The 19739-nt window shown below is 71.8% G+C and carries 16 protein-coding genes; 10 read left to right on the top strand and 6 right to left on the bottom strand.

What is annotated here, in order from left to right; translation table 11 throughout:
• Positions 1–15 precede the first annotated feature (15 nt).
• From rpmJ to rplQ, 6 genes are all read left to right on the top strand, one after another.
• Positions 16–132, top strand: coding sequence for a 50S ribosomal protein L36 (gene rpmJ, locus WME83_RS45425; RefSeq protein ID WP_012240549.1), 117 nt, complete (start codon positions 16–18; stop codon positions 130–132).
• Positions 133–175: 43 nt separating this feature from the next.
• Complete coding sequence (rpsM, locus tag WME83_RS45420) at positions 176–556, top strand: 30S ribosomal protein S13 (RefSeq protein WP_020740965.1); 381 nt, start codon at positions 176–178, stop codon at positions 554–556.
• A 20-nt stretch (positions 557–576) separates the two neighbouring features.
• Positions 577–987, top strand: coding sequence for a 30S ribosomal protein S11 (gene rpsK / locus WME83_RS45415; protein ID WP_020740964.1), 411 nt, complete (start codon positions 577–579; stop codon positions 985–987).
• 11 nt (positions 988–998) lie between these two features.
• On the top strand, positions 999–1628 hold the full coding sequence (rpsD, locus tag WME83_RS45410) for a 30S ribosomal protein S4 (protein ID WP_437315947.1): 630 nt from the start codon (positions 999–1001) through the stop codon (positions 1626–1628).
• Positions 1629–1836: 208 nt separating this feature from the next.
• Positions 1837–2877, top strand: a complete 1041-nt coding sequence (locus WME83_RS45405) for a DNA-directed RNA polymerase subunit alpha (protein ID WP_020740962.1) — start codon at positions 1837–1839, stop codon at positions 2875–2877.
• Between the two features lie 20 nt (positions 2878–2897).
• On the top strand, positions 2898–3416 hold the full coding sequence (rplQ, locus tag WME83_RS45400) for a 50S ribosomal protein L17 (protein ID WP_437315946.1): 519 nt from the start codon (positions 2898–2900) through the stop codon (positions 3414–3416).
• Between the two features lie 206 nt (positions 3417–3622).
• On the opposite strand, the gene WME83_RS45395 is transcribed toward rplQ, so the two are convergent.
• Complete coding sequence (locus WME83_RS45395) at positions 3623–5785, bottom strand: tetratricopeptide repeat protein (RefSeq protein WP_437315945.1); 2163 nt, start codon at positions 5783–5785, stop codon at positions 3623–3625.
• Positions 5786–5790: 5 nt separating this feature from the next.
• On the bottom strand, positions 5791–6069 hold the full coding sequence (yccX, locus tag WME83_RS45390) for an acylphosphatase (protein ID WP_012240542.1): 279 nt from the start codon (positions 6067–6069) through the stop codon (positions 5791–5793).
• A 387-nt stretch (positions 6070–6456) separates the two neighbouring features.
• Between yccX and rho the strand changes: the two genes are divergently transcribed.
• The 4 genes from rho to WME83_RS45370 all read left to right on the top strand — a co-directional run bounded on the left by rho (position 6457) and on the right by WME83_RS45370 (position 12707).
• Positions 6457–7704: a transcription termination factor Rho gene (rho, locus tag WME83_RS45385; protein ID WP_044986941.1), complete on the top strand. Its 1248-nt coding sequence runs from the start codon at positions 6457–6459 to the stop codon at positions 7702–7704.
• 203 nt (positions 7705–7907) lie between these two features.
• A complete protein-coding gene (locus tag WME83_RS45380) occupies positions 7908–9896 on the top strand; it encodes a GAF domain-containing protein (protein ID WP_437315944.1) in 1989 nt (662 codons plus the stop codon).
• 49 nt (positions 9897–9945) lie between these two features.
• Entirely contained in the window at positions 9946–11031 is a 1086-nt protein-coding gene (locus WME83_RS45375) for a (Fe-S)-binding protein (protein ID WP_437315943.1), read from the top strand.
• Positions 11028–12707: an ATP-binding protein gene (locus tag WME83_RS45370; RefSeq protein WP_437315942.1), complete on the top strand. Its 1680-nt coding sequence runs from the start codon at positions 11028–11030 to the stop codon at positions 12705–12707. The genes WME83_RS45375 and WME83_RS45370 overlap by 4 nt, the downstream gene beginning before the upstream one ends.
• A gap of 51 nt (positions 12708–12758) precedes the next feature.
• Here WME83_RS45370 and WME83_RS45365 read toward each other — a convergent pair whose 3' ends face one another.
• The 4 genes from WME83_RS45365 to WME83_RS45350 all read right to left on the bottom strand — a co-directional run bounded on the left by WME83_RS45365 (position 12759) and on the right by WME83_RS45350 (position 19604).
• Positions 12759–14306 carry a serine/threonine protein kinase gene (locus tag WME83_RS45365; protein ID WP_437315941.1) on the bottom strand — a complete coding sequence of 516 codons (1548 nt, stop codon included), beginning with the start codon at positions 14304–14306 and terminating at the stop codon, positions 12759–12761.
• Positions 14307–14570: 264 nt separating this feature from the next.
• Positions 14571–16538: an acetate--CoA ligase gene (acs, locus tag WME83_RS45360; RefSeq protein WP_437315940.1), complete on the bottom strand. Its 1968-nt coding sequence runs from the start codon at positions 16536–16538 to the stop codon at positions 14571–14573.
• Between the two features lie 165 nt (positions 16539–16703).
• Positions 16704–17936: a hypothetical protein gene (locus WME83_RS45355; RefSeq protein ID WP_437315939.1), complete on the bottom strand. Its 1233-nt coding sequence runs from the start codon at positions 17934–17936 to the stop codon at positions 16704–16706.
• 6 nt (positions 17937–17942) lie between these two features.
• Entirely contained in the window at positions 17943–19604 is a 1662-nt protein-coding gene (locus WME83_RS45350) for a serine/threonine-protein kinase (RefSeq protein WP_437315938.1), read from the bottom strand.
• Between the last annotated feature and the right edge of the window lie 135 nt (positions 19605–19739).

Below are 19739 nucleotides of genomic sequence, written 5' to 3'. Positions count from 1 at the left end.
ATCTGGAGGCTCCCCGTGAAGGTGCGCCCGAGCGTCAAGAAGATTTGCGACAAGTGCAAGGTGGTGCGGCGGCGTGGTGTCGTTCGGATCATCTGCGAGAACCCCCGCCACAAGCAGCGCCAGGGGAACTAGCTCTTTCGGCGGAAGCCCGCCCTCGTTTTGGTTTGGAGTAACCATGGCTCGTATCGCTGGTGTCGATCTCCCGCGTCGGAAGCATGTCGCCTTCGCCCTGCCGTACCTCTACGGCATCGGGCGGACTCTCGCGTTGCAGATCTGCGAGAAGACCAACATCGCGCCGAACAGGCGCGTCGAGGAGCTCAGCGACGCCGAGGTGAAGGCGATCCGCGACCTGCTCGACGCCGAGTACAAGGTCGAGGGCGACCTGCGGCGCGAGGTGCAGCTCAACATCAAGCGGCTCATGGACCTCGGCTGCTACCGCGGGCTCCGCCACCGGCGTGGCCTCCCGGCGAACGGGCAGAGGACGCACACGAACGCGCGCACCCGGAAGGGTCCGCGCAAGGGCATGTTGCAGCGGCGTCCGGCCGCTACGAAGTGACGAGCGGGGATTAGGACGCCATGGCGCAAGCGAAGACGGCTGCCACCACCACCAAGGCCAAGCAGAAGAAGAAGGTCAAGAAGAATGTCGCCGCGGGCATCGCGCACATTCAGTCGACCTTCAACAACACGGTCGTGACGATCACGGACATCAACGGCAACGCGATCGCGTGGTCGTCCGCTGGCGCTCGCGGCTTCAAGGGATCGCGAAAGTCGACGCCGTTCGCCGCGCAGCTCGCGGCGGAAGAGGCCGCGCGGCGGGCGCAGGAGCACGGGATGCGTTCGGTCGCCGTGTTCGTGAAGGGCCCGGGGGCCGGGCGCGAGAGCGCGCTCCGCGCGCTCCAGACCGCTGGCTTCAAGGTGACGCTGATCCGCGACGTCACGCCGATCCCCCACAACGGTTGCCGGCCGCCGAAGCGGCGCAGGGTTTGAGGTAATTCACGATGGCTCGCTACATTGGTCCGGTCTGCAAGCTCTGCCGCCGCGAGGGGATGAAGCTCTACCTCAAGGGAGAGCGGTGCTACTCCGAGAAGTGCGCGTACACGCGGCGCCCGTATCCGCCCGGCCAGCACGGCCAGGGGCGCATCAAGCTGAGCGAGTACGCGGTGCGCCTGCGCGAGAAGCAAAAGGTGCGGCGCATCTACGGCGTGCTCGAGCGGCAGTTCAGCGGGTACTTCCAGGAGGCCAACCGGCGCAAGGGCCGGACGGGCGAGGAGATGCTCGCGCTCCTGGAGCGGCGCCTCGACAACGTGGTGCACCGGATGGGCTTCGGCTCGTCGCGCGCCGAGGCGCGCCAGCTCGTGCGGCACGGGCACGTCCACGTGAACGGCAAGCGGCTGGACATCCCGAGCTACGTCGTGCGGGCCGGCGATCGGATCGAGCTCACCGAGGGGGCGCGCAAGTTCAAGAGCGTCCTCGCGTCGGTCGGGGGCGCGGACAAGCGCCCGGTCGCGAGCTGGATCGACGTGGATCGCGCGGCGTTCACCGGCGCGGTCAAGGGCGCTCCGATCCGCGAGGATCTGAACGAGCCCGAGATCCGCGAGCAGCTCGTCGTCGAGTACTACTCGCGCTGAGCGCGAGGGCGGCGCGGAGGAGGGCAGCGCCACGAGCGCACCTTGCGGGGTGCGCTCGTTCGCTGCCGGCTCCCCTCCGCGTCGTCGTCCTGCGCGCGGGCGCGCAGGCGCATGGAGCCAAGGATGCGGGCAGGAGGCGGCGCCGACCGGTCGAGTGCGGCCGCGGCGTGAGACCTCCGCGCAAACCTCATGAAGGAAGGAGATCGCCATGACGATGAACAACCCGAACCTCACGATGATCGCCCGGAACTGGCGCGATCTGATCCGGCCCAAGGGCATCTCGATCGACGCGGAGAGCGGGACCCAGTTCTACGCCAAGTTCACGTGTGAGCCCCTGGAGCGCGGCTTCGGGATCACGATCGGCAACTCGCTGCGCCGGGTGCTGCTCTCCTCCCTCCAGGGGGCGGCGGCGACGGCCATCCGCATCGAGGGCGCGCTGCACGAGTTCACCACCGTGCCGGACGTGGTCGAGGACGTCAGCGACATCATCCTCAACGTGAAGGAGGTCGTCTTCAAGGCGGCGACCCCGAAGACGTACTCGGTGCGGATCGACCGCGAGGGGCCCGGGCCGGTGTACGCGCGCGACATCCAGCTGGTGGACGGGCTGTCGGTGCTCAACCCCGACCACCTCATCGCCGTGCTCGACAAGAAGGGGCCGCTCTCGATGGAGCTCACGGTGAACGTGGGCCGCGGCTACGTGCCTGCCGAGCGAAACAAGACGCCGACCATGCCCATCGGGACGATCCCGATCGATGCGCTGTTCTCGCCGATCCGCAAGGTGAACTACACCGTGCAGAACGCCCGCGTCGGGCAGGTGACCGACTACGACAAGCTCACGCTCGAGGTCTGGACCAACGGCTCGGTCTCGCCGGCGGACGCGGTCGCCTTCGCCGCGAAGATCCTGAAGGAGCAGCTCTCCATCTGGGTCAACTTCGAGGAGAGCGAGGAGACGAGCTACCAGGCGGTGATGAGCGACGACGAGCCGCTCAACGAGAACCTGTTCCGCTCCGTCGAGGAGCTCGAGCTCAGCGTCCGCTCCGCGAACTGCTTGCAGAACGCGAACATCACGCTCATCGGCGAGCTGGTGCAGCGGACCGAGCAGGACATGCTCAAGACCAAGAACTTCGGTCGCAAGTCGCTGAAGGAAATCAAAGAGATCCTCGCGAACATGGGGCTCTCGCTCGGGATGAAGATCGACAACTGGCCGCAGCTCCTCGAGCGCTGGAAGGCGCAGCAGGCGCAGGCGTGAGTCGGTACTGAGGGAACGTCATGCGTCACAAGAAAGCGGGCAGGCAGTTTGGTCGGGACACCTCCAGCCGCAGGGCGATGCTTCGCAACCTGACGGCCAACCTGATCACGCACGAGCGGATCGAGACGACCGACGCCAAGGCGAAGGAGCTGCGGCGCGTGGCCGAACGGCTCATCACCAAGGCGACTCGGCTCGGCAAGGTCGCGTACACCGCGCACGCGGAGCTCAGCCCTGGCGACAGGGCGCGCCGGCTGCACGCCGAGCGGCTCGTGGGCAGCTACATCCCTCGCTGGGGGGTCGCGACCGACGGCAAGAAGGTCGACATCATCGCGAAGGTGATGATCGATCTCTCGAAGCGGTTCGAGGGGCGGCCGGGTGGCTACACGCGGATCATCAAGCTCGGGCCGCGCCGCGGTGACAGCGCGCCGATGAGCCTCATCGAGTTCATCGACGCGCCGCCGGTGGCGGACGCGCCCGCGCAGGCGGCCGAGCCGGTCGCCGCGGCGGAGCCGGCCACCCCGGCGACGACCGCCGGCTGAGCCGGAGGTACGCCGGCGGCGCCGGCGCAGCTGCAGAGAGAACGCCGGGAGAGCCATGAGCTCGCCCGGCGTTTCTGCGTTGTGCGACCGGCGCGCGCGGCGGCCGTGGTGTCGCGAGCTCGCCGCGGATGATTCGCGTGGGGCGCGGCCGCGCCACCTGAGTCGTGGAGTTCTGTTGTTGCTCGCAATCGGGCGCGGACCGTGGCTCAGCGGCTGGGTGTTCCGGCTTCAGGTGCGCCTTCGTCTCGCGGCTCCGCCGGCTCGATCGGCTGGACGGGAAGGGCAGGGCTTGCCTCCGACGCGGAGGCTGACAGCGCCGGGTCGGACGGCGCCACGGCCTCGCCGTCCTGCCTCGCGGACGGCGCCGGGTCGGACGACGCCATGGCCTGTCGAGGAGGAGCGCTGTCCCGTCCCGGAGAGAGCGCCGGGTCGGACGACGCCATGGCCTGCCGAGGAGGAGCGCTGTCCTGCGTCGGGGACGCCGCGGGCGCGGGAGGCGCAGGCGGCTGCGGCGCGGCGCTGGCCTGCGCTCGAGGCGGCTCTGCCCCGAGAGACGCCGGCGGCTGCGGCGGGGCGGCGCTGGGCTGCTTCGCGGACGGCGCCGGATCGCTCCGGCGGCGGGCGATGAAGAACATCGCGAGCAGGGCCGCGAAGCCCACGGCGCCGGCGGCGATGTAGCGGTTCTTCTGGCTCTTCCGCTCGGCGACCTTGTCCCCGAGGGACGCGAGCGCCGCCCTCGCCCCGGCGTGGCCCGGATCGAGCTCGATCACCCGCTCGAGCACGAACTTGTCCGGCGTGCCGCGATCGATGAGGAGCGCGCCCTCGAGGTACGCGATCTCCGCCTCGATCTTCGGCGCCTGCTCGCCGGTCGGGTCGAGGCGCAGCGCCTTGCGCAGCATCGCGAGCGCGTCCTCGCGCTGATCGGCCGGCATCGACCTCGCGCGCTCGACGTAGGGCCCCACCATCTCCTTGCGGCGCTCGAAGAGCGGCGCGCGGGCGAGCACCCGGTCGAACGCGTCGGTCGCCTCGGCGAGCTTGTTCGCGCTCGCCGCGGCGACGCCCTCGTCCATCAGCTTGTACACCTCGGCGAGCCGCGCGCGATCGTACGTCGCGAAGAGCTCGCGCGCGATCCGGTCCCACGACCACTCGCGCGGCGGCTTCTCGCCGGTGAGGTTCAGGTACGCGTCGCGGAGCTGCCAGACGCCGGGCTCGCCGATCGCGGCGATCGCCTCGCGGGCGGCGTCGCGCAGCCGCGCGCGATCGCTGTTGCAGAAGCTCAGGATCACGCGCATGGCGTCCACGTCCCGGACGCGGCCGTAGGCGCGGAGCACGTCGGCGAGGATCTGCGTGTCGTTCGACGCGATCGCCTCGCCGGGGATCGCCCGGCCGAGCAGATCGAGCTGCTTGTTGGCCCACCGCTGGACGATCTTGGCGTCGTGCTGGCGCGCCTCGATCAGCGCGGGGACCGCCTTGTCGCGCAGCTTGGCGACCTGTCGCTGGAGATCGATGCGGAGCAGCTCGCCGAAGTAGGCGTGCAGCGCGATGAGCTCGCGGACGGCCGGCGTCGTGCCGTCGGCGGCGAGCATCCGCACCATCGCGAGCAGCTTCACGACGTCGCGCCAGGCGCTGTCGCGCGGCCGCGGCGTGGCGAGCATGAAGTCCAGCCAGTCGCCCTCGGCGTCGTCCTTCTCGTCGCCGGCGCCCTTCTTGGCGCCCTGGTCGGCCTTGGCGTCCTTCTTGGCGTCCTTGGCGTCGCCGCCCTTCTTGGCGCCCTTGTCGTCCCTGGCGTCCTTCTTGTCCTTGGCGTCGCCGCCCTTCTTCGCGTCGCCCTTCTTCGCGTCGCCGGCGCCCTTCTTCGCGCCCTTGTCGTCCTTCGCCTCCGCGCCCTTCTTCTTGCCGTCTGGCGCGTCGTCGCCGCCCTTGTCGCCCTTCAGCGCCTTGCGCCCCTCCCTGCGCGCCTCGGCGAGCGCGCGGGGCGCCGCGTCGCGATCGATCGAGCCGCGGATGTCCTGCACGCGGAGCCGCACCGCGTCGACGATGCCGGAGATGGGCTCGTCGAGCGCCGCGCGCGCGTTCTCCCGCGCGCGGGCGTCCTGCGACGTGATCTGGTCGAGCACGCGATCGAGCTCGCGGACCGCGGTGATGTCGGGCTCGGGACGGGCGATCGGGGCGAGGCGCGGGAGCTCCGGGAGCGCCGAAGAAGCCGGCGCGGCGGCGCCGGCGTCGCGATCCACGGCGGCGTGCGCCAGGGGCGGCGCGAGCGGCGCAGCCGCGACCAGGCTGAGCAGGACGAGCCACGCGCACCGCGGGCCGCCCCGCGGCGACGGCCGCGCGCCCGCGCTCCTCGGATCCGACGCGCCGCGTGCCAAGCGCCTCAATCCGTGATGCGAAAGTCGAAGAAGTCGCCCGAGAAGCCGCGCCACCGGACGTCGACGCGCTCGACGCGCGCCGCGCTCGGGCCGCGGTTCGCCCAGGCGATGAGCTCCTTGAGCTCGTCCTCCTCCCCCTCGGCGAGCACCTCGACGCTGCCATCGGAGCGGTTTTTCACCCAGCCGGTGAGGCCGAGCCGCTTGGCCTCGCGCTGCGTGGAGGCACGAAAGAAGACGCCCTGGACGCGACCGCGGACGAACAGCTGAACCTGTTTGAGCCCCATGGAACCAGCTTGACTTAGCCGCGCGTTCCGGGGGAGGCAACTTCAGGGAGCGCCGGGGCGCCACGGGCAGTTCGCCCCCGCCGTCCCGCGCGAGCACGGCGCGGTCGACCCCGCGGCCGTGCCTCCCGGCGCGCATTGACAGAGCAGACGCGCTTGATAGAGTCGCCGCCCGATCGGCAAGCGCAGCCCGCCGATCGAGCGACATGAACGTGAGGGCGCCGGTTGCGTGGCGAGCCCTCTTCCCCCTGGCGACCCGCCGACATCGACGACATGCTCGGCCCCGCCTCGGGCCCGACCCGCTAGACCCCCCCAACCAGAAACCATCGACCGACGGCCTCCACGCCCTTGACAGGGCGCGCGCTGTCGCATCCTGGAGCTTTCCGACTCATGCACCTCAGGGAACTGAAGCAGAAACCGATGGCCGAGCTCGTCCAGATGGCGAAGGGGCTCAACATCGAGGGCGCTGCCGGGCTGCGCAAGCAGGAGGTCATCTTCGCGCTCCTGCAGGCCCACGCGGCGCAGGACCAGCCGGTCTACGGCGAGGGCGTGCTCGAATGCCTGCCCGACGGCTTCGGCTTCCTCCGGGCGCCGGACTACAACTACCTGCCGGGCCCGGACGACATCTACGTCTCGCCGTCCCAGATCCGGCGCTTCAACCTCCGCACCGGCGACAGCGTGAGCGGCTCGATCCGGCCGCCCAAGGAGCGCGAGGCGTACTTCGCGCTGCTCAAGGTCGACAAGATCAACGGCGAGCCCCCCGAGGTCGCCCGCGACAAGATCCTCTTCGACAACCTGACGCCGCTCTACCCGCAGCAGAAGTTCAACATCGAGAACGGGACGAAGAGCTTCTCGACCCGCATCATCGACATGCTCTGCCCGATCGGCAAAGGGCAGCGCTGCCTCATCGTCTCGCCGCCCCGCGCCGGCAAGACGGTCCTGCTCCAGCAGATCGCCAACGCGATCTCCTCGAACCACCCGGACACCACGCTGATCGTGCTGCTCATCGACGAGCGCCCGGAAGAGGTGACCGACATGCAGCGCACCGTGAAGGGCGAGGTGATCAGCTCGACCTTCGACGAGCCGCCGACGCGGCACGTGCAGGTGGCCGAGATGGTGATCGAGAAGGCGAAGCGCCTCGTCGAGCACAAGCACGACGTCGTGATCCTGCTCGACTCGATCACCCGCCTGGCGCGCGCCTACAACACGGTCGTCCCGCCGAGCGGCAAGATCCTCTCCGGCGGCGTCGACTCGAACGCGCTGCACAAGCCGAAGCGGTTCTTCGGCGCCGCGCGCAACGTCGAGGAAGGCGGGTCGCTGACCATCGTCGCCACCGCGCTCGTCGACACGGGCTCGCGCATGGACGAGGTCATCTTCGAGGAGTTCAAGGGGACCGGCAACAGCGAGATCCACCTCGATCGCAAGCTGATGGAGAAGCGGATCTTCCCCTGCCTCGACATCAACAAGAGCGCGACCCGCAAGGAGGAGCTGCTCCTGCCGGAGTGGATCCTCCAGCGCGTGTGGCTGCTCCGCCAGCTCCTGCATCCCCTCAACGTCATCGACTCGATGGAATTCCTCCTGGACAAGGTGAGCCGCACCGAAACCAATCAGGAATTCCTCGAGAGCATGAACCAGTAGCGGCGCGTCCTAGGGGCGCTCCCGGCGGACGTCGGGAGCGCTCTCTTCCGGGCGAACGGGTCGCGCAGGGGACCGCGCGCGCGCTCCTCCGGGCGAAGTCGTGTTAGCGTCTCCTGGTGACCGCGAAGGCGGAACAACGCACGAAAGCGCTTCAGGCTCGGGTTCAGGAGCTCGAGGCGCGCCTTGCCCAAGCCGACAAGACCGTGCAGGCGCTCCGGGACGTCGGGCTCGCGCTCGGCAGCACCCTGGATCTCGACCAGCTCCTCGCGCTCATCCTGAACAAGATCACCGAGCTGCTCGACGCGGACAGGGCGACCCTGTACCTGCTCGACGAGCAGCGCCAGCGGCTGTACTCGCGCATCGTCATCGGCGAGGAGGCGCGCGCGATCGAGCTGCCCGTCGGCGCCGGGATCGCCGGCCACGTCGCCAAGATCGGGCGCACCGTCCGCGTGAAGGACGCCTACCGCGATCGCCGGTTCCAGCGCGACTGGGACGAGGTGACCGGGTACCGCACCCGCTCGATCCTCGCCGCGCCGATGAAGAACCACGTCGGCCGGACCATCGGGGTCATCCAGGTGCTGAACAAGCACGGGGGGGCGGAGTTCTCGGTCCACGACGAGGAGCTCTTGAGCGCGCTCGCGACGCAGGCGGCGGTCTCGATCGACAACTCGCGGCTGTTCCTCTCGGTGATCCAGAAGAACACGCAGCTCGTCGAGACGAAGGAGCAGCTCGAGCACCGGGTGAGCGACCTCAAGCTGCTCTTCGAGCTCGAGAGCGCGATGGGCCGCGCGACCAACATGGAGGACCTGGCGCGCGCGGTCATCACGTCGGCCGGCAGGGCGTGCGAGGCGCGCGCGGGGGGCATGCTCGTCGACGAGATCGAGGGCGGGCTGGTCCTCTACTTCTTCGAGCTCGACGCGCCCGAGGGCGGCAGCCCGCCGCCCCGCGCGCCCGGCGAGGAGCCGGAGGGCGTCGTGGTCGCGGCCCCGCCGAGGCCGGCGGTGAAGCGCATCGCGATGCGCCGCGGCGACGGGCTGGTCGGGCGCGCCATGGTGCACAACGAGGCCGTGTTCTACTCGAGCGAGGGCGGGGGCGACGAGCTCGACGACATGGACATGACGGTCTCGCACCGGCTCGCCCAGATGCTCGGCGGTGAGCTGGAGTCCGCGATCGCCGTGCCGCTCGAGGGCGAGGACGCGGTGCCGATCGGCGCGATGGCGCTCTACAACTCCAGGAAGCCCCACGGCTTCTCGAAGGACGATCGGGCGCTCCTGCGGCTCGTGTCGGCGAACGCGTCGACCGCGCTGCGGCTGTTCCGCTCGCGCCTCGAGCGGGAGCAGAGCGAGCGGCTCACCACGATCGGGCGCCTGCTCTCGGGGGTGATGCACGACGTGCGCACGCCGCTCACGGTGATCAGCGGCTACGTCCAGCTCATGGCCAGCGCCCCCGACGCGGCGACGAGGGAGGAGCACGCGCGGCTGATCCTGAAGCAGTTCGACGTGATCAGCGCGATGCAGCGCGAGGTGCTGGAGTTCGCGCGCGGCGAGCGGAGCATCCTCGTGCGCAAGGTCTACCTGACCAAGTTCTTCGGCGACATCGAGAAGCAGCTGGAGCACGAGCTCGCCGGGACCGGCGTGACGCTCTCCCTGGAGCTCGAGGACCGCGGGACGGCGCGGTTCGACGAGGCGAAGATGACGCGGCTCCTGCACAACCTCGTCCGCAACGCGGTCGAGGCGATGCGGCCACGCGGGGGCACGGTGACCATCCGCGCCTACCGCGACGGGGGGGATCTCGCCATCAGCGTCGCCGACACCGGCAAGGGGATCCCGAAGGAGGTCCAGGGCCGGCTCTTCCAGTCGTTCGTCACGTCGGGCAAGCGCGGCGGCACCGGGCTCGGGCTCGCGATCGTGAAGAAGATCGTGGACGAGCACGCCGGGACGATCGCGGTCGAGTCGTCCGACAGGGGCGCGAAGTTCACGATCCGCCTGCCCCAGGAGAGCGCGTCGCGGTCCACGGCGCCGGCGGAGGGGCAGCCCAAGCCGCCGCCGGCCGACGGCGGCCCGGCGCCCAAGGCGGGGGTGGAGCCCTCGCCGGTCGTGCACGAGGGCGTCCCTCGCCGCAGGCCGACAGGCTCATCGACGCCGGTGAACGAGCGCGGCAGGCGCTCGTCGAGCAACGGCTCGGACGCGTGACGCGCCCCCGCCGCTTGCGCGAGGCGCATCCGATGGAGAGACTCAACCGGTGTCCCAGCTCCGCCTGAAGCTCCTCGAGCCGCACCGGACGTCGCTCGAGAAGTGCGTCTACTGCCCCAAGCTCTCCCGCGCCGCCTGCCCCGTGTCGAACGTCGAGGCGAACGAGACGGTCACGCCCTGGGGCAAGATGTCGATGGCGTACTTCGCCGCGCGCGGCGACGTGCCGCTCGACGCGCCCCACGCGGATCCCGCCTGGGCGTGCTCGGCCTGCTACGCGTGCCGCGAGCGCTGCGATCACAAGAACGAGGTGGCCACGGTGCTGACCGACGCGCGCGCGGAGCTCTTCGCGCGCGGCCTCGAGCCGGAGGGGGCGCGGCGCGTCGCGGCGCGCTTCCGGGCCCGCGAGGACGCCCGCGCCGGCGAGCGCGACGGGCGAACCCAGCCGGACACGGCCGCGGTGCACGTGCTGGTCGGCTGCGGCTACGAGCGCCACGCGCCGGACGTCGCCCGCGACGCGCTCGAGGCGACCGAGGCGCTGACCGGCGCGCCGGTCCGCCCGGTGCGCGCCTGCTGCGGGCTGCCGCTGCTCTACGCCGGCGATCGTCCGGGCTTCGAGGCCGCCGCGCGGCGGCTCGCCGCCGAGGTCGCGGCGGGGGAGCGCTTCGTCGCGGTCGACCCCGGGTGCGCGCGCGCCGTCCGCGTCGAGTACGCGCGCGCGGGCGTGAGCGTGAAGAGCCCGGAGCTGTTCGTCGATCTCGCGCGGGCGTCGCTCGATCGGCTGCAGCGGTCGACGTCGGAGCGGCGGGTGCGCTACCACGACCCCTGCCAGCTCGGGCGCGGCCTCGACCGCTACGACGCGCCCCGGGAGATCCTCGCCCGCATCACGGGGCGGCCGCCGGAGGAGTTCATCCACCGCCGCGAGCACGCCGACTGCAGCGGCGGCGGCGGCCTCGTGCCCGCCACGCGCCCCGCCTCGTCCGCGGCCATCGCCGACGGCAGGATCGCGGAGCACCGCGCGCTCGGCGGCGGGCTGCTCGTGACCCACTGCGCGCAGAGCCTCCGGCGGTTCAGGACCCGGGGCGAGCCGGCGGAGGACCTCGCGAGCCTGGTCGCGCGGGCCGTCGCGCCGCGATGACCGCGCCGGCGCCTGCCGTGGACGAGGCGCGCGGCGGCGCCGCGGGCCAGGAGGGGCCGGCGCCCCACAAGCGGCGCACGGTCGCGGGGAGGCTCCTCGCGAGCTACCTCGTGGTGCTCGCCGCCTTCGCGCTGACCGTGGGCTGGAGCGTCCAGGCCCTGCGCGCGGCGTCGCGCGACGCCCAGCTGCTGCGCGCCGGGTACGTCCCGCTGCTGCTCCGCATCGGCGAGGTCCTCGCCGAGCAGAACGTCTTCAACGCCCAGCTCAACCACATCACCGCCGCGAAGAACCCCGTCGACGTGCGCGAGTGGCTCGAGACCGCCCGGCGGACCCGGCCGCTCGCCTTCTCGATCGTCAAGGACGCCGCCAGGGCGCTCGCCGGCGCCGACGAGGTGGAGGGCGGCAAGGGCGCCGGCGTCGGGCAGGCGGCCGGCTCGTCGGGCGTGCGCCGGTTCAGCGACGAGATCGCGGCCGAGGTGACGGCGATAGAGCGGCTCGTGGGCGCCAGCCCGGAGCGGTTCTCGCAGCTGTTCCAGGCGCTCGCCGTCGGCAACCGCGAGCTCGCGGAGCGCACGCGCGACGAGCTGGTCAAGCGCGAGGTCGAGGGCGCGCAGCGGCTCAGGGCCATCAAGAGCCGCGTCGAGGAGCAGATGGAGAGCCTCACCGTCGAGGCGCGGCGGCGGGAGGAGCGCTCGATGCACCTGCTGCTCGGGCTGGGCGTGCTGACGCTGCTCGTCGGGGCGGTGATGTCGCTGTACGCGCGGCGCGTGCTCGCCCCGCTCACCGCGGTCACCGAGCGGGCGAACGCGGTCGCGCGCGGCGACCTCACCCCGAAGCAGGTGCTCGCGACGAACGACGAGATCGGCGAGCTCGCGACGACGTTCGAGGGCATGGTCGCCGCCATCCGCCGCGCGCGCGCCGAGCTCGTGAACGCCGAGCGGCTCGCGGCGATCGGCAAGATGGCGGCGCACGTCACGCACGAGATCAGGAACCCGCTGTCGTCGATCGGGCTGAACCTCGAGCTGCTCGAGGAGGAGGTGGCGCGCGCCTCCGCCGCGGACATGCCCGACGCGGAGCTCAGGCCCGTGATGAAGGAGTCGGCGCAGCTCGTCACCGCCATCCGGGCCGAGGTGGATCGCCTGTCGCGCATCGCGGAGCAGTACCTCAGCGTCGCCCGCCGCCCTCGCCCGCAGCTCGTGCCGGAGCGGGTGGACGACCTGGTGCAGGAGCTCGTGGCGTTCGTGCGGCCCGAGCTCGACCGCGCCGGCGTCGCGGTCCGCGTCGAGGTGGAGGAGGGGCCCGAGATCCTCCTCGACGAGTCGCAGCTCCGGCAGGCGCTCCTGAACCTGCTCCGCAACGCGCGCGAGGCGATGCCCAAGGGCGGCGAGATCGTGGTGAGCGTCAGCTTCTCGGGCGGGGCCGCGACGATCGCGGTCGACGACACGGGCCCCGGCGTGCCGGAGGAGCTGCGGGCGTCGATCTTCGACCCCTTCTTCACGACCAAGCAGCGCGGGACGGGGCTCGGGCTCGCGGTGACGCGGGACATCGTCGAGGCGCACGGCGGCGCCATCTCGTGCGAGCCGCGCGAGGCGGGGGGCACGCGGTTCCGGATCGTCCTGCCCGCCGGCGGCGCGCCGTCTCAGGGCCGCTCCGCGGAGGCGCACGCGGCGCTCTGAGCCGCGCCAGCCGCGCGCGGTGACGGCGGCGCGCAGGCCAGGCCGCCGCGGCTACTTGGGCAGGTGCTCGAGGATGATCCCCATGGCGAGGAAGCCCACGACGGCGAACACGAGCGCCGCCAGCACGTAGAAGAGGGTCCGGAGCGTCCGCGCCGGGGACGCGCGCGGCGGCTGCTCGAGCGGCCCCGGCTCGCCGTGGACAGGCAGCCCCGAGCTGACCGAGCCCAGGGTCGGCCGCGTGGGTTTGTAGACGAGCGTCGGACCCTGGCTGGTCGGCCCGGGCGAGCTGTCCTCGGAGAAATCCGGCAGCGTCCGCGGCGACACGGGGTGCGACACGATCGGGGGCGCGAGCTCCATGGCCGCGTTGTTCAGCACCATGGTGCCGTTCGGGCCGGTCCAGGGCATGGGCTGGTGCATGGGCTGGACCGCCGGCAGCCCGCCCGCCGCGTGAGAGGGACGCTGCCCCTCGCCCAGCGCGGGCGCGGGCTCGCCGAGGAAGTGGTGGGCCGCGAGCGCAGGGTCGCTGGGATGGCGCGCCGCGGCCTCGACCGGCGGATGCGCCCCAGGATCGGTGGCCGTGCGGATCAGGATGGGATCGGCCGGCGGCACCGGGAGCTTGCGCGCGCCCGAGGACGGGGGCTTGTAGGTCGGGGGCGGGAGGGGCGTGCCGGGCGCGTGGCCCGACGCGCCGCTGCCGGGCGCCCTGGAGCTGCGCGGGCTGATCGCCGGCTGGATCGAGCTCTGCGCGGGCCGCAGCTCGCGCCACGCGGTGAGCCCCTCGAGCGCGCTCTGGAAGCGGTCTACAGGCTCCCGCGCCAGCCCCTTCGCGAGGAACGCCTCGAGCCGCGGATCGACCGGCCCGTCCATCGCGTCCGCGAGCTTCCGCGCGTCGGTCTTCTGCTTCATCTCGACCATGATGAGCAGGTTGCGCGCCTGGTAAGGCAGCTGACCGCTCATCGACTGGTAGATCATCGTGGCGCAGGCGTAGATGTCCGCGCGGTGGTCGACCGTCTTCGCCTTGCCGATCTGCTCGGGCGGCATGAACGAGAACGTGCCGAGGCTCTGCCCCATCTCGGTGAGGGTCTCGCCTCCCATCTCCTTCGGCAGCTTGGAGATGCCGAAGTCGAGGATCTTGACCCGCGTGGACCCGTCGGGGCGCGCCTCGAGGTACACGTTCGACGGCTTCAGATCGCGGTGGATGATCCCGGCGCGGTGCGCGTCGGCGAGGCCCATCCAGACCTGCTCGATGATCGGGTGCAGCTCCTCGAACGCGATCGGCCCCGTCCGCTTCAGCCGATCGATCAGCGACTCGCCTTCGAGCAGCTCGAAGACGAGCACGATGCCGAGCTCGGGGTCCTCCTCGACGTCGAGGATCTCGGTGACGTGGTCGCTGTTGATGGAGCCCGCGGCGCGCGCCTCGCGCCGGAACCGCTCGACGGCGGACGACTTGGCCTTCGAGTCGGCGCGAAGGAGCTTGATCGCCACCTGGCGGCCGGTGCGGATGTTCTCCGCGGCGAACACCTCCCCCATCCCGCCACGGCCGAGCTGGCGGATGATGCGGTACCGGTTCGCAACGACGGTTCCAGCTTCGAGCTCCAAAAGCGCCTCGCCCCAGATTATCCCCCGCGCCGATGCGGGCGATCAAATTCTCCGGCGCGAACGCGGTAAGTCGACCATGGGCGATGGGCCGCCGGCCGCGGCCCGTCGTCGCCCGGCCCCGGCCGAGGACGGCGAAAGAGCCGCAGAATCGAGCTCTTCCGTGGGTCCTCCGCCCCTCGGGTGATGCGCCGGCGCTCCCCCCTCACGCGCGGCGTCTCGCGCCGGTCGCGGGGGCACGGCCGCGCCCCCGCGCCGACGCGGCGCTCACTCGTCTTCCTGCTGCCGGAGCTTCGCCACGACGCTCAGGTCCTCGAGCGTCGACGTGTCGCCGGTCATCTCGCGGCCGGCGGCGACGTCCTTCAGCAGCCGGCGCATGATCTTGCCGCTGCGGGTCTTCGGCAGCGCGTCCGCGAAGCGGATGGCGTCGGGGCGCGCGAACTTGCCGATCTCCTTGGCGACGTGCTCGGCGAGCTTCGCCTGGAGCTCCGGCCCGGCCGCGAACCCCGGCCGGAGCGAGACGAACACCACGAGCGCCTGCCCCTTGAGCTCGTCCGGTCGGCCGACCGCGGCGGCCTCGGCGACGGCGGGGTGAGAGACGAGCGCGCTCTCGATCTCGGCCGTCCCGATGCGGTGGCCGGCCACGTTCAGCACGTCGTCGATGCGGCCGACGACCCAGTAATAGCCGTCCTCGTCGCGGCGAGCGCCGTCGCCGGTGAAGTAGCAGCCCTCGACGTCGCTGAAGTACTGCTTGCGGAACCGCTCGTCGTCGCCCCACACGGTGCGCAGCATCGACGGCCACGGCTTCTTCAGGACGAGCAGCCCGCCCTCGCCCGCGGGGACCGGCTTGCCGTCCTTCGTGACGACCTCGGGCACGACGCCGAACATCGGCAGCCCGGTCGACCCCGGCTTCGACGACGACGCGCCGGGCAGCGTGGTCATCATGATCGCCCCCGTCTCGGTCTGCCACCAGGTGTCCACGACGGGGCAGCGGCCGCCGCCGATGGTCCGGTGGTACCAGATCCACGCCTCGGGGTTGATCGGCTCGCCGACCGAGCCGAGGAGCCGGAGGCTCGACAGATCGCTCTTCGCGGGCCACTCGTCGCCCTGCCGCATGAAGGCGCGGATCGCCGTGGGGGCGGTGTAGAGGATGGTGACGCCGTGCTTCTCGATGAGCCGCCAGAAGCGGCCCCAGTCGGGGAAGTTCGGCGCGCCCTCGTACATGAGGCACGTCGCGCCGTTCGAGAGCGGGCCGTACACGATGTAGCTGTGGCCCGTCACCCAGCCGACGTCGGCGGTGCACCAGTAGACGTCGTCGTCGCGCAGATCGAAGACGTACTTCGTCGTGACGTGCGCGCCGACCAGGTAGCCGGCGGTCGTGTGGAGCACCCCCTTCGGCTTCCCGGTCGAGCCGCTCGTGTAGAGGATGAACAGCGGGTGCTCGGCGTCGACGATGGTGGGCTCGCAGGAGGGCGCGGCCTGGGCGAGCAGGTCGTGCCAGAAGACGTCGCGGCCCTCGGTCATCTGCACCTCACAGCGCTCGCTGCCGAGGTGCTGGTACACGATGACGCGCGTCGCGCTCTTCGCCTCCGGCTGCGCGAGCGCCTTGTCGACGGTCGCCTTCAGCGGCACGACCTGCCCGCGCCGGTACGCGCCGTCCTGCGTGATGACGAGCTTGGCCTGGCTGTCGTGGATGCGGTCGCGCAGCGCGTCCGCGGCGAAGCCGCCGAAGACCACCGTGTGCACCGCGCCGAGGCGCGCGCAGGCGAGCATCGCGACGGCGACCTCAGGGACCATGCCCATGTAGATCGCGACGCGGTCCCCCTTCTCGATGCCCAGCTTCTTGAGCGCGTTCGCGAGCAGCAGCGTCTCGCGGTGGAGCTGGGCGTAGGTCAGCGTGCGCGTGGCGCCGTGCTCGCCCTCCCAGATGATCGCGGCCTTGTTCTTGGTGGCGGTCGTGAGGTGCCGGTCGAGGCAGCTCTCGGTGACGTTGAGGGTCGCGCCGAGGAACCACTTGGCGTGCGGCAGGGACCAGTCGCTGGTGGTGGTCCACGGTGTGCGGAACACGAGATCGCCCGCCTCCCGGCGCCAGAACGCGTCCGGCTGCTCGATGCTCTCGCGGTAGAGCGCCTCGTAGGCCTCCTGCGCGCCGACGCGCGCACGACGCGAGAACTCGGCCGGCGGCTCGAACCGGCGCGTCTCCTTCAGCAACGACGTGATGGCATCCTGCGACATGGTCACCCCTGCGTTGGAGGGGACGGCGGCGGCCGACCCCCGATCGCTGTTCCCCCGCTGGAGAGGACGGCGAACCATCTACGACTCACCGCGAGGGCGTGCGAGGATACATCCGTCGAGCGGCAGAACAAGGACGGAACCGGCGGGCGCCCGGGCTCGGCCCGCTCACCAGAACGCGTAGCCGGCGTGCAGGCTGCCTCCCAGCTGCAGCAGCACGGACGAGTAGAGGGGAATGTCGTCGTCGCCGTCCTTGTAGCTGATGCCGCGCGACGACTGGAAATAGCTGTCCAGCGAGAACCCGAGGAGCACGCCGCTGAGATCCAGCTCGACGCCGACCTCCGAGAACACGAACGCGTTCACCCCCCACGCGTGACTGCACCGGCCGTCGCAGATGTCCCCGCCGGGCCCCTTGATGCTGTCGAAGCTCACGTCGTCGTAGGTGAGGCCGCCCCCGATCGAGCCCACGAACCGCCAGGTCTGCCCCGGGGTCATCAGGCGGACGTTCAGCCCGAGGCGCGTCGACCCGAGCGTGTAGCTGGCGTTCGGGTAGCTGGGGTGGTCCGACCCGGTGGCGATGTTCGCGTACTGGAACATCACGTCGAACGCCGCGGGGGTGTTCACGCGGTAACCCACCCGGATCGAGCCGGCGCCGCCGCTGTTCGCCTCCGGCAACCTGAAGTCGCGCGGGTGGCCGAGCGGCCAGAGCAGCGACGCCGCGCCGATCACGTAGTACCCCTGCGGCGCGAGCGAGAGGGGCACCGGCCGCGGCGGCGGCGGCGGCGGCGGCGGCGTGTACGGCTGCGGCGCCGCGACCGCGGGGGGCTTCTCCGGGGCGAGCGTCAGCTTCACCCGCTTGTCGCGCTCGCCGCTCACCACGGTGACGCTCTGCTCCGCGCTCACGCGGCCATCGGCGCGCGCGCCGATGCGGTGCACCCCCGGCCCGAGCTCCACGACCCGCGTCCCCGACGACGCGGGCGGCTGCTCCTCCCCGTCGATGAGCAGCGCGGCGTCCGGCGGGCTGAGCTCGATCGTGAGGTGGGCGAGCAGCGCGCGCATCTCCTCGATGGCGCTGCGCGCCGTCCGCTCGTCGCCCTCGTCCATCGTGTCGCGGTGCTGCGCGAGCGCGCGCTCGAGCGCCGCGATGGCCCGCGGGTAGTTGAAGAGGGCCTTCTCGGCGAGCGCGATGTTGAAGAGCGGGCTGGCCTTCGGCTTCGCCTCGTAGGCCGCCGCGAACTCGACGATCGCCGCCCGGTAGTTCCGGTCCTGGAACAGCTTGATGCCGTTCTCCATGTGCTGCCGGTACGGCTCGACCTGCGCGAGCGCCGGCGAGAGCTGCGCGGCCAGGCCGAGGAGCGCCGCGCAGAGCGCGACCGCGAGTCGTCCGTGCGATCTGCCCAAGCCGCCTCAGTCGACCTTGAGCTGCAGGCCAGCCGCGACCCCCGCCGGCTTCGACGTCGCGACGTCCGGCGCGACGACCGGACCCGGCGCGGCGCCCTTGGCGCCGGTCGCCCTGGGGCGCGCCGCGAAGGGGAGCGTCGCCGTCTTCTTCGCGCTCGGCGCGGCCTTGGGCGCCGGGGGCGGCGCGGCCTGGGACGCCGGGGGCGGCGCGGTGGGCGCCGGCTCCGCGGTGGGCGCCGGCGCGACCGGCGCCGGCAGCGGGTGGAGCAGGACCTCGATGGGGGCCCTGCCAGCCTGGAGCGTCACTTCCTTGTCCACGGTCGTGTATCCGGAGGCCTCGATCCTCACCCGCTTCGTCTCGCCCGTGCGGCCGCGCAGCGTGCGATCGGCCAGCGCCACGCCGTCGACGGTGAAGCGCGCGCCTTCGGCGTTCGTCCGGAGCTCGACGGAGACCTGGGCGGGCGGCGCAGGCGCCGCGGCCTCGGCGCTCTCCGCCGGCGAGCGGCGCGCGTGGAAGGCGGCGCCCGCGAGCCCGCCCACCAGCGCGACCAGCGCCGCCCCGGCGAGCGCGAGCCGCCGCGGCCTGCGCGCGCCCGCGCGCCCGTTGCTCGACCAGCCCACCTTCGAGCCGGTGCCGGGCACCTCGAGCGTCGGATCCATCGCGATGTTCGGGTCGCCCGGCGTGAGCTTCACCGGCGTGTGCCCGGGCACCCCAGGCGCGCTCGTCGTGTGCGCCCCGAGCTCGTCGCTCGAGCTGCGCCGCGCGCCGAGGAGCCCGCCGGCGCCGGCGACCAGCGCGTCCAGGAAATCCCGCGCGGACGAGAACCTCGCGTCCCTGTCGCGCGTGAGCGCCTTGGCGATGACGCGCGCGATCGGCTCGGGGACGGCCGGGTTGCTCATCCGCACGTCCTGGGCGTCCTTCATGCAGATGTTGACGATCACCTGCTCGTACGAGCTGCCGCTGTGCGGCGGGTGCCCGGTGAGGCACTCGTAGAGGATGGCGCCGACCGCCCAGAGATCGGTCCTGCCGTCCACGGGCAGCGCCTGCGCCTGCTCGGGCGACATGTAGAACGGCGTGCCGAGCACCGTGCCCTGCCGGGTCAGCGTGTGCGCCGGGGCGCCGTCGGTGCGGCGCACCTTCGAGATGCCGAAGTCGAGGATCTTCGCGAAGTTCGGGTCGTCGTCGCGGTCGACCAGGAAGATGTTGTCCGGCTTGAGATCGCGGTGGACGATGCCCGCCTCGTGCGCGCGGTGGAGGCCGCGGAGGATCTGCGCGGTGACGTGGAGCGACTCGCCGAGCTCCAGCCTGCCGCAGCGCCGGATGCGGTGGCCCAGGTCCTCGCCGCGGAGCAGCTCCATGACCAGGAACGGGACGTCGTCGGCGAAGCCGGCGTCGAAGATCTCGACGATGTGCGCGCTCTCGACGGCGCTCGCCGCCTGCGCCTCGCGGTGGAACCGGGCGACGGCGTCCTTGTTCTGCGCGAGCTCGGCGTCGACGAACTTCATCGCGACGCGCTTGCCGATGGCGGTGTTGACCGCCTCGTAGACCGTGCCCATCCCGCCACGCCCGATCGTCCGTACGATTTCGTACTTCTGGACCCGCTTTCCGACGAGCGCGCCCTCGACCGGCTGAGTCGCTGCGGCAGTGGTGTCGGTGCTGCTAGGCATGGCGGTTGCGACTCGCGAGGGGCGGGCGGGCGAAGCGCTATGAGGCCCGATGGACGAACCGTATCAAAGAAAGCTGCGCCCCTTCCCTGCGCGGCAGCTTATCACCTACCCCCGCCAGGGTGCACCTTCGCCGGC

Source organism: Sorangium sp. So ce385 (assembly GCF_051474135.1).
Lineage (GTDB): Bacteria > Myxococcota_A > Polyangia > Polyangiales > Polyangiaceae > Sorangium > Sorangium cellulosum_D.
This window is presented reverse-complemented; position numbering and strand designations above follow the sequence as displayed.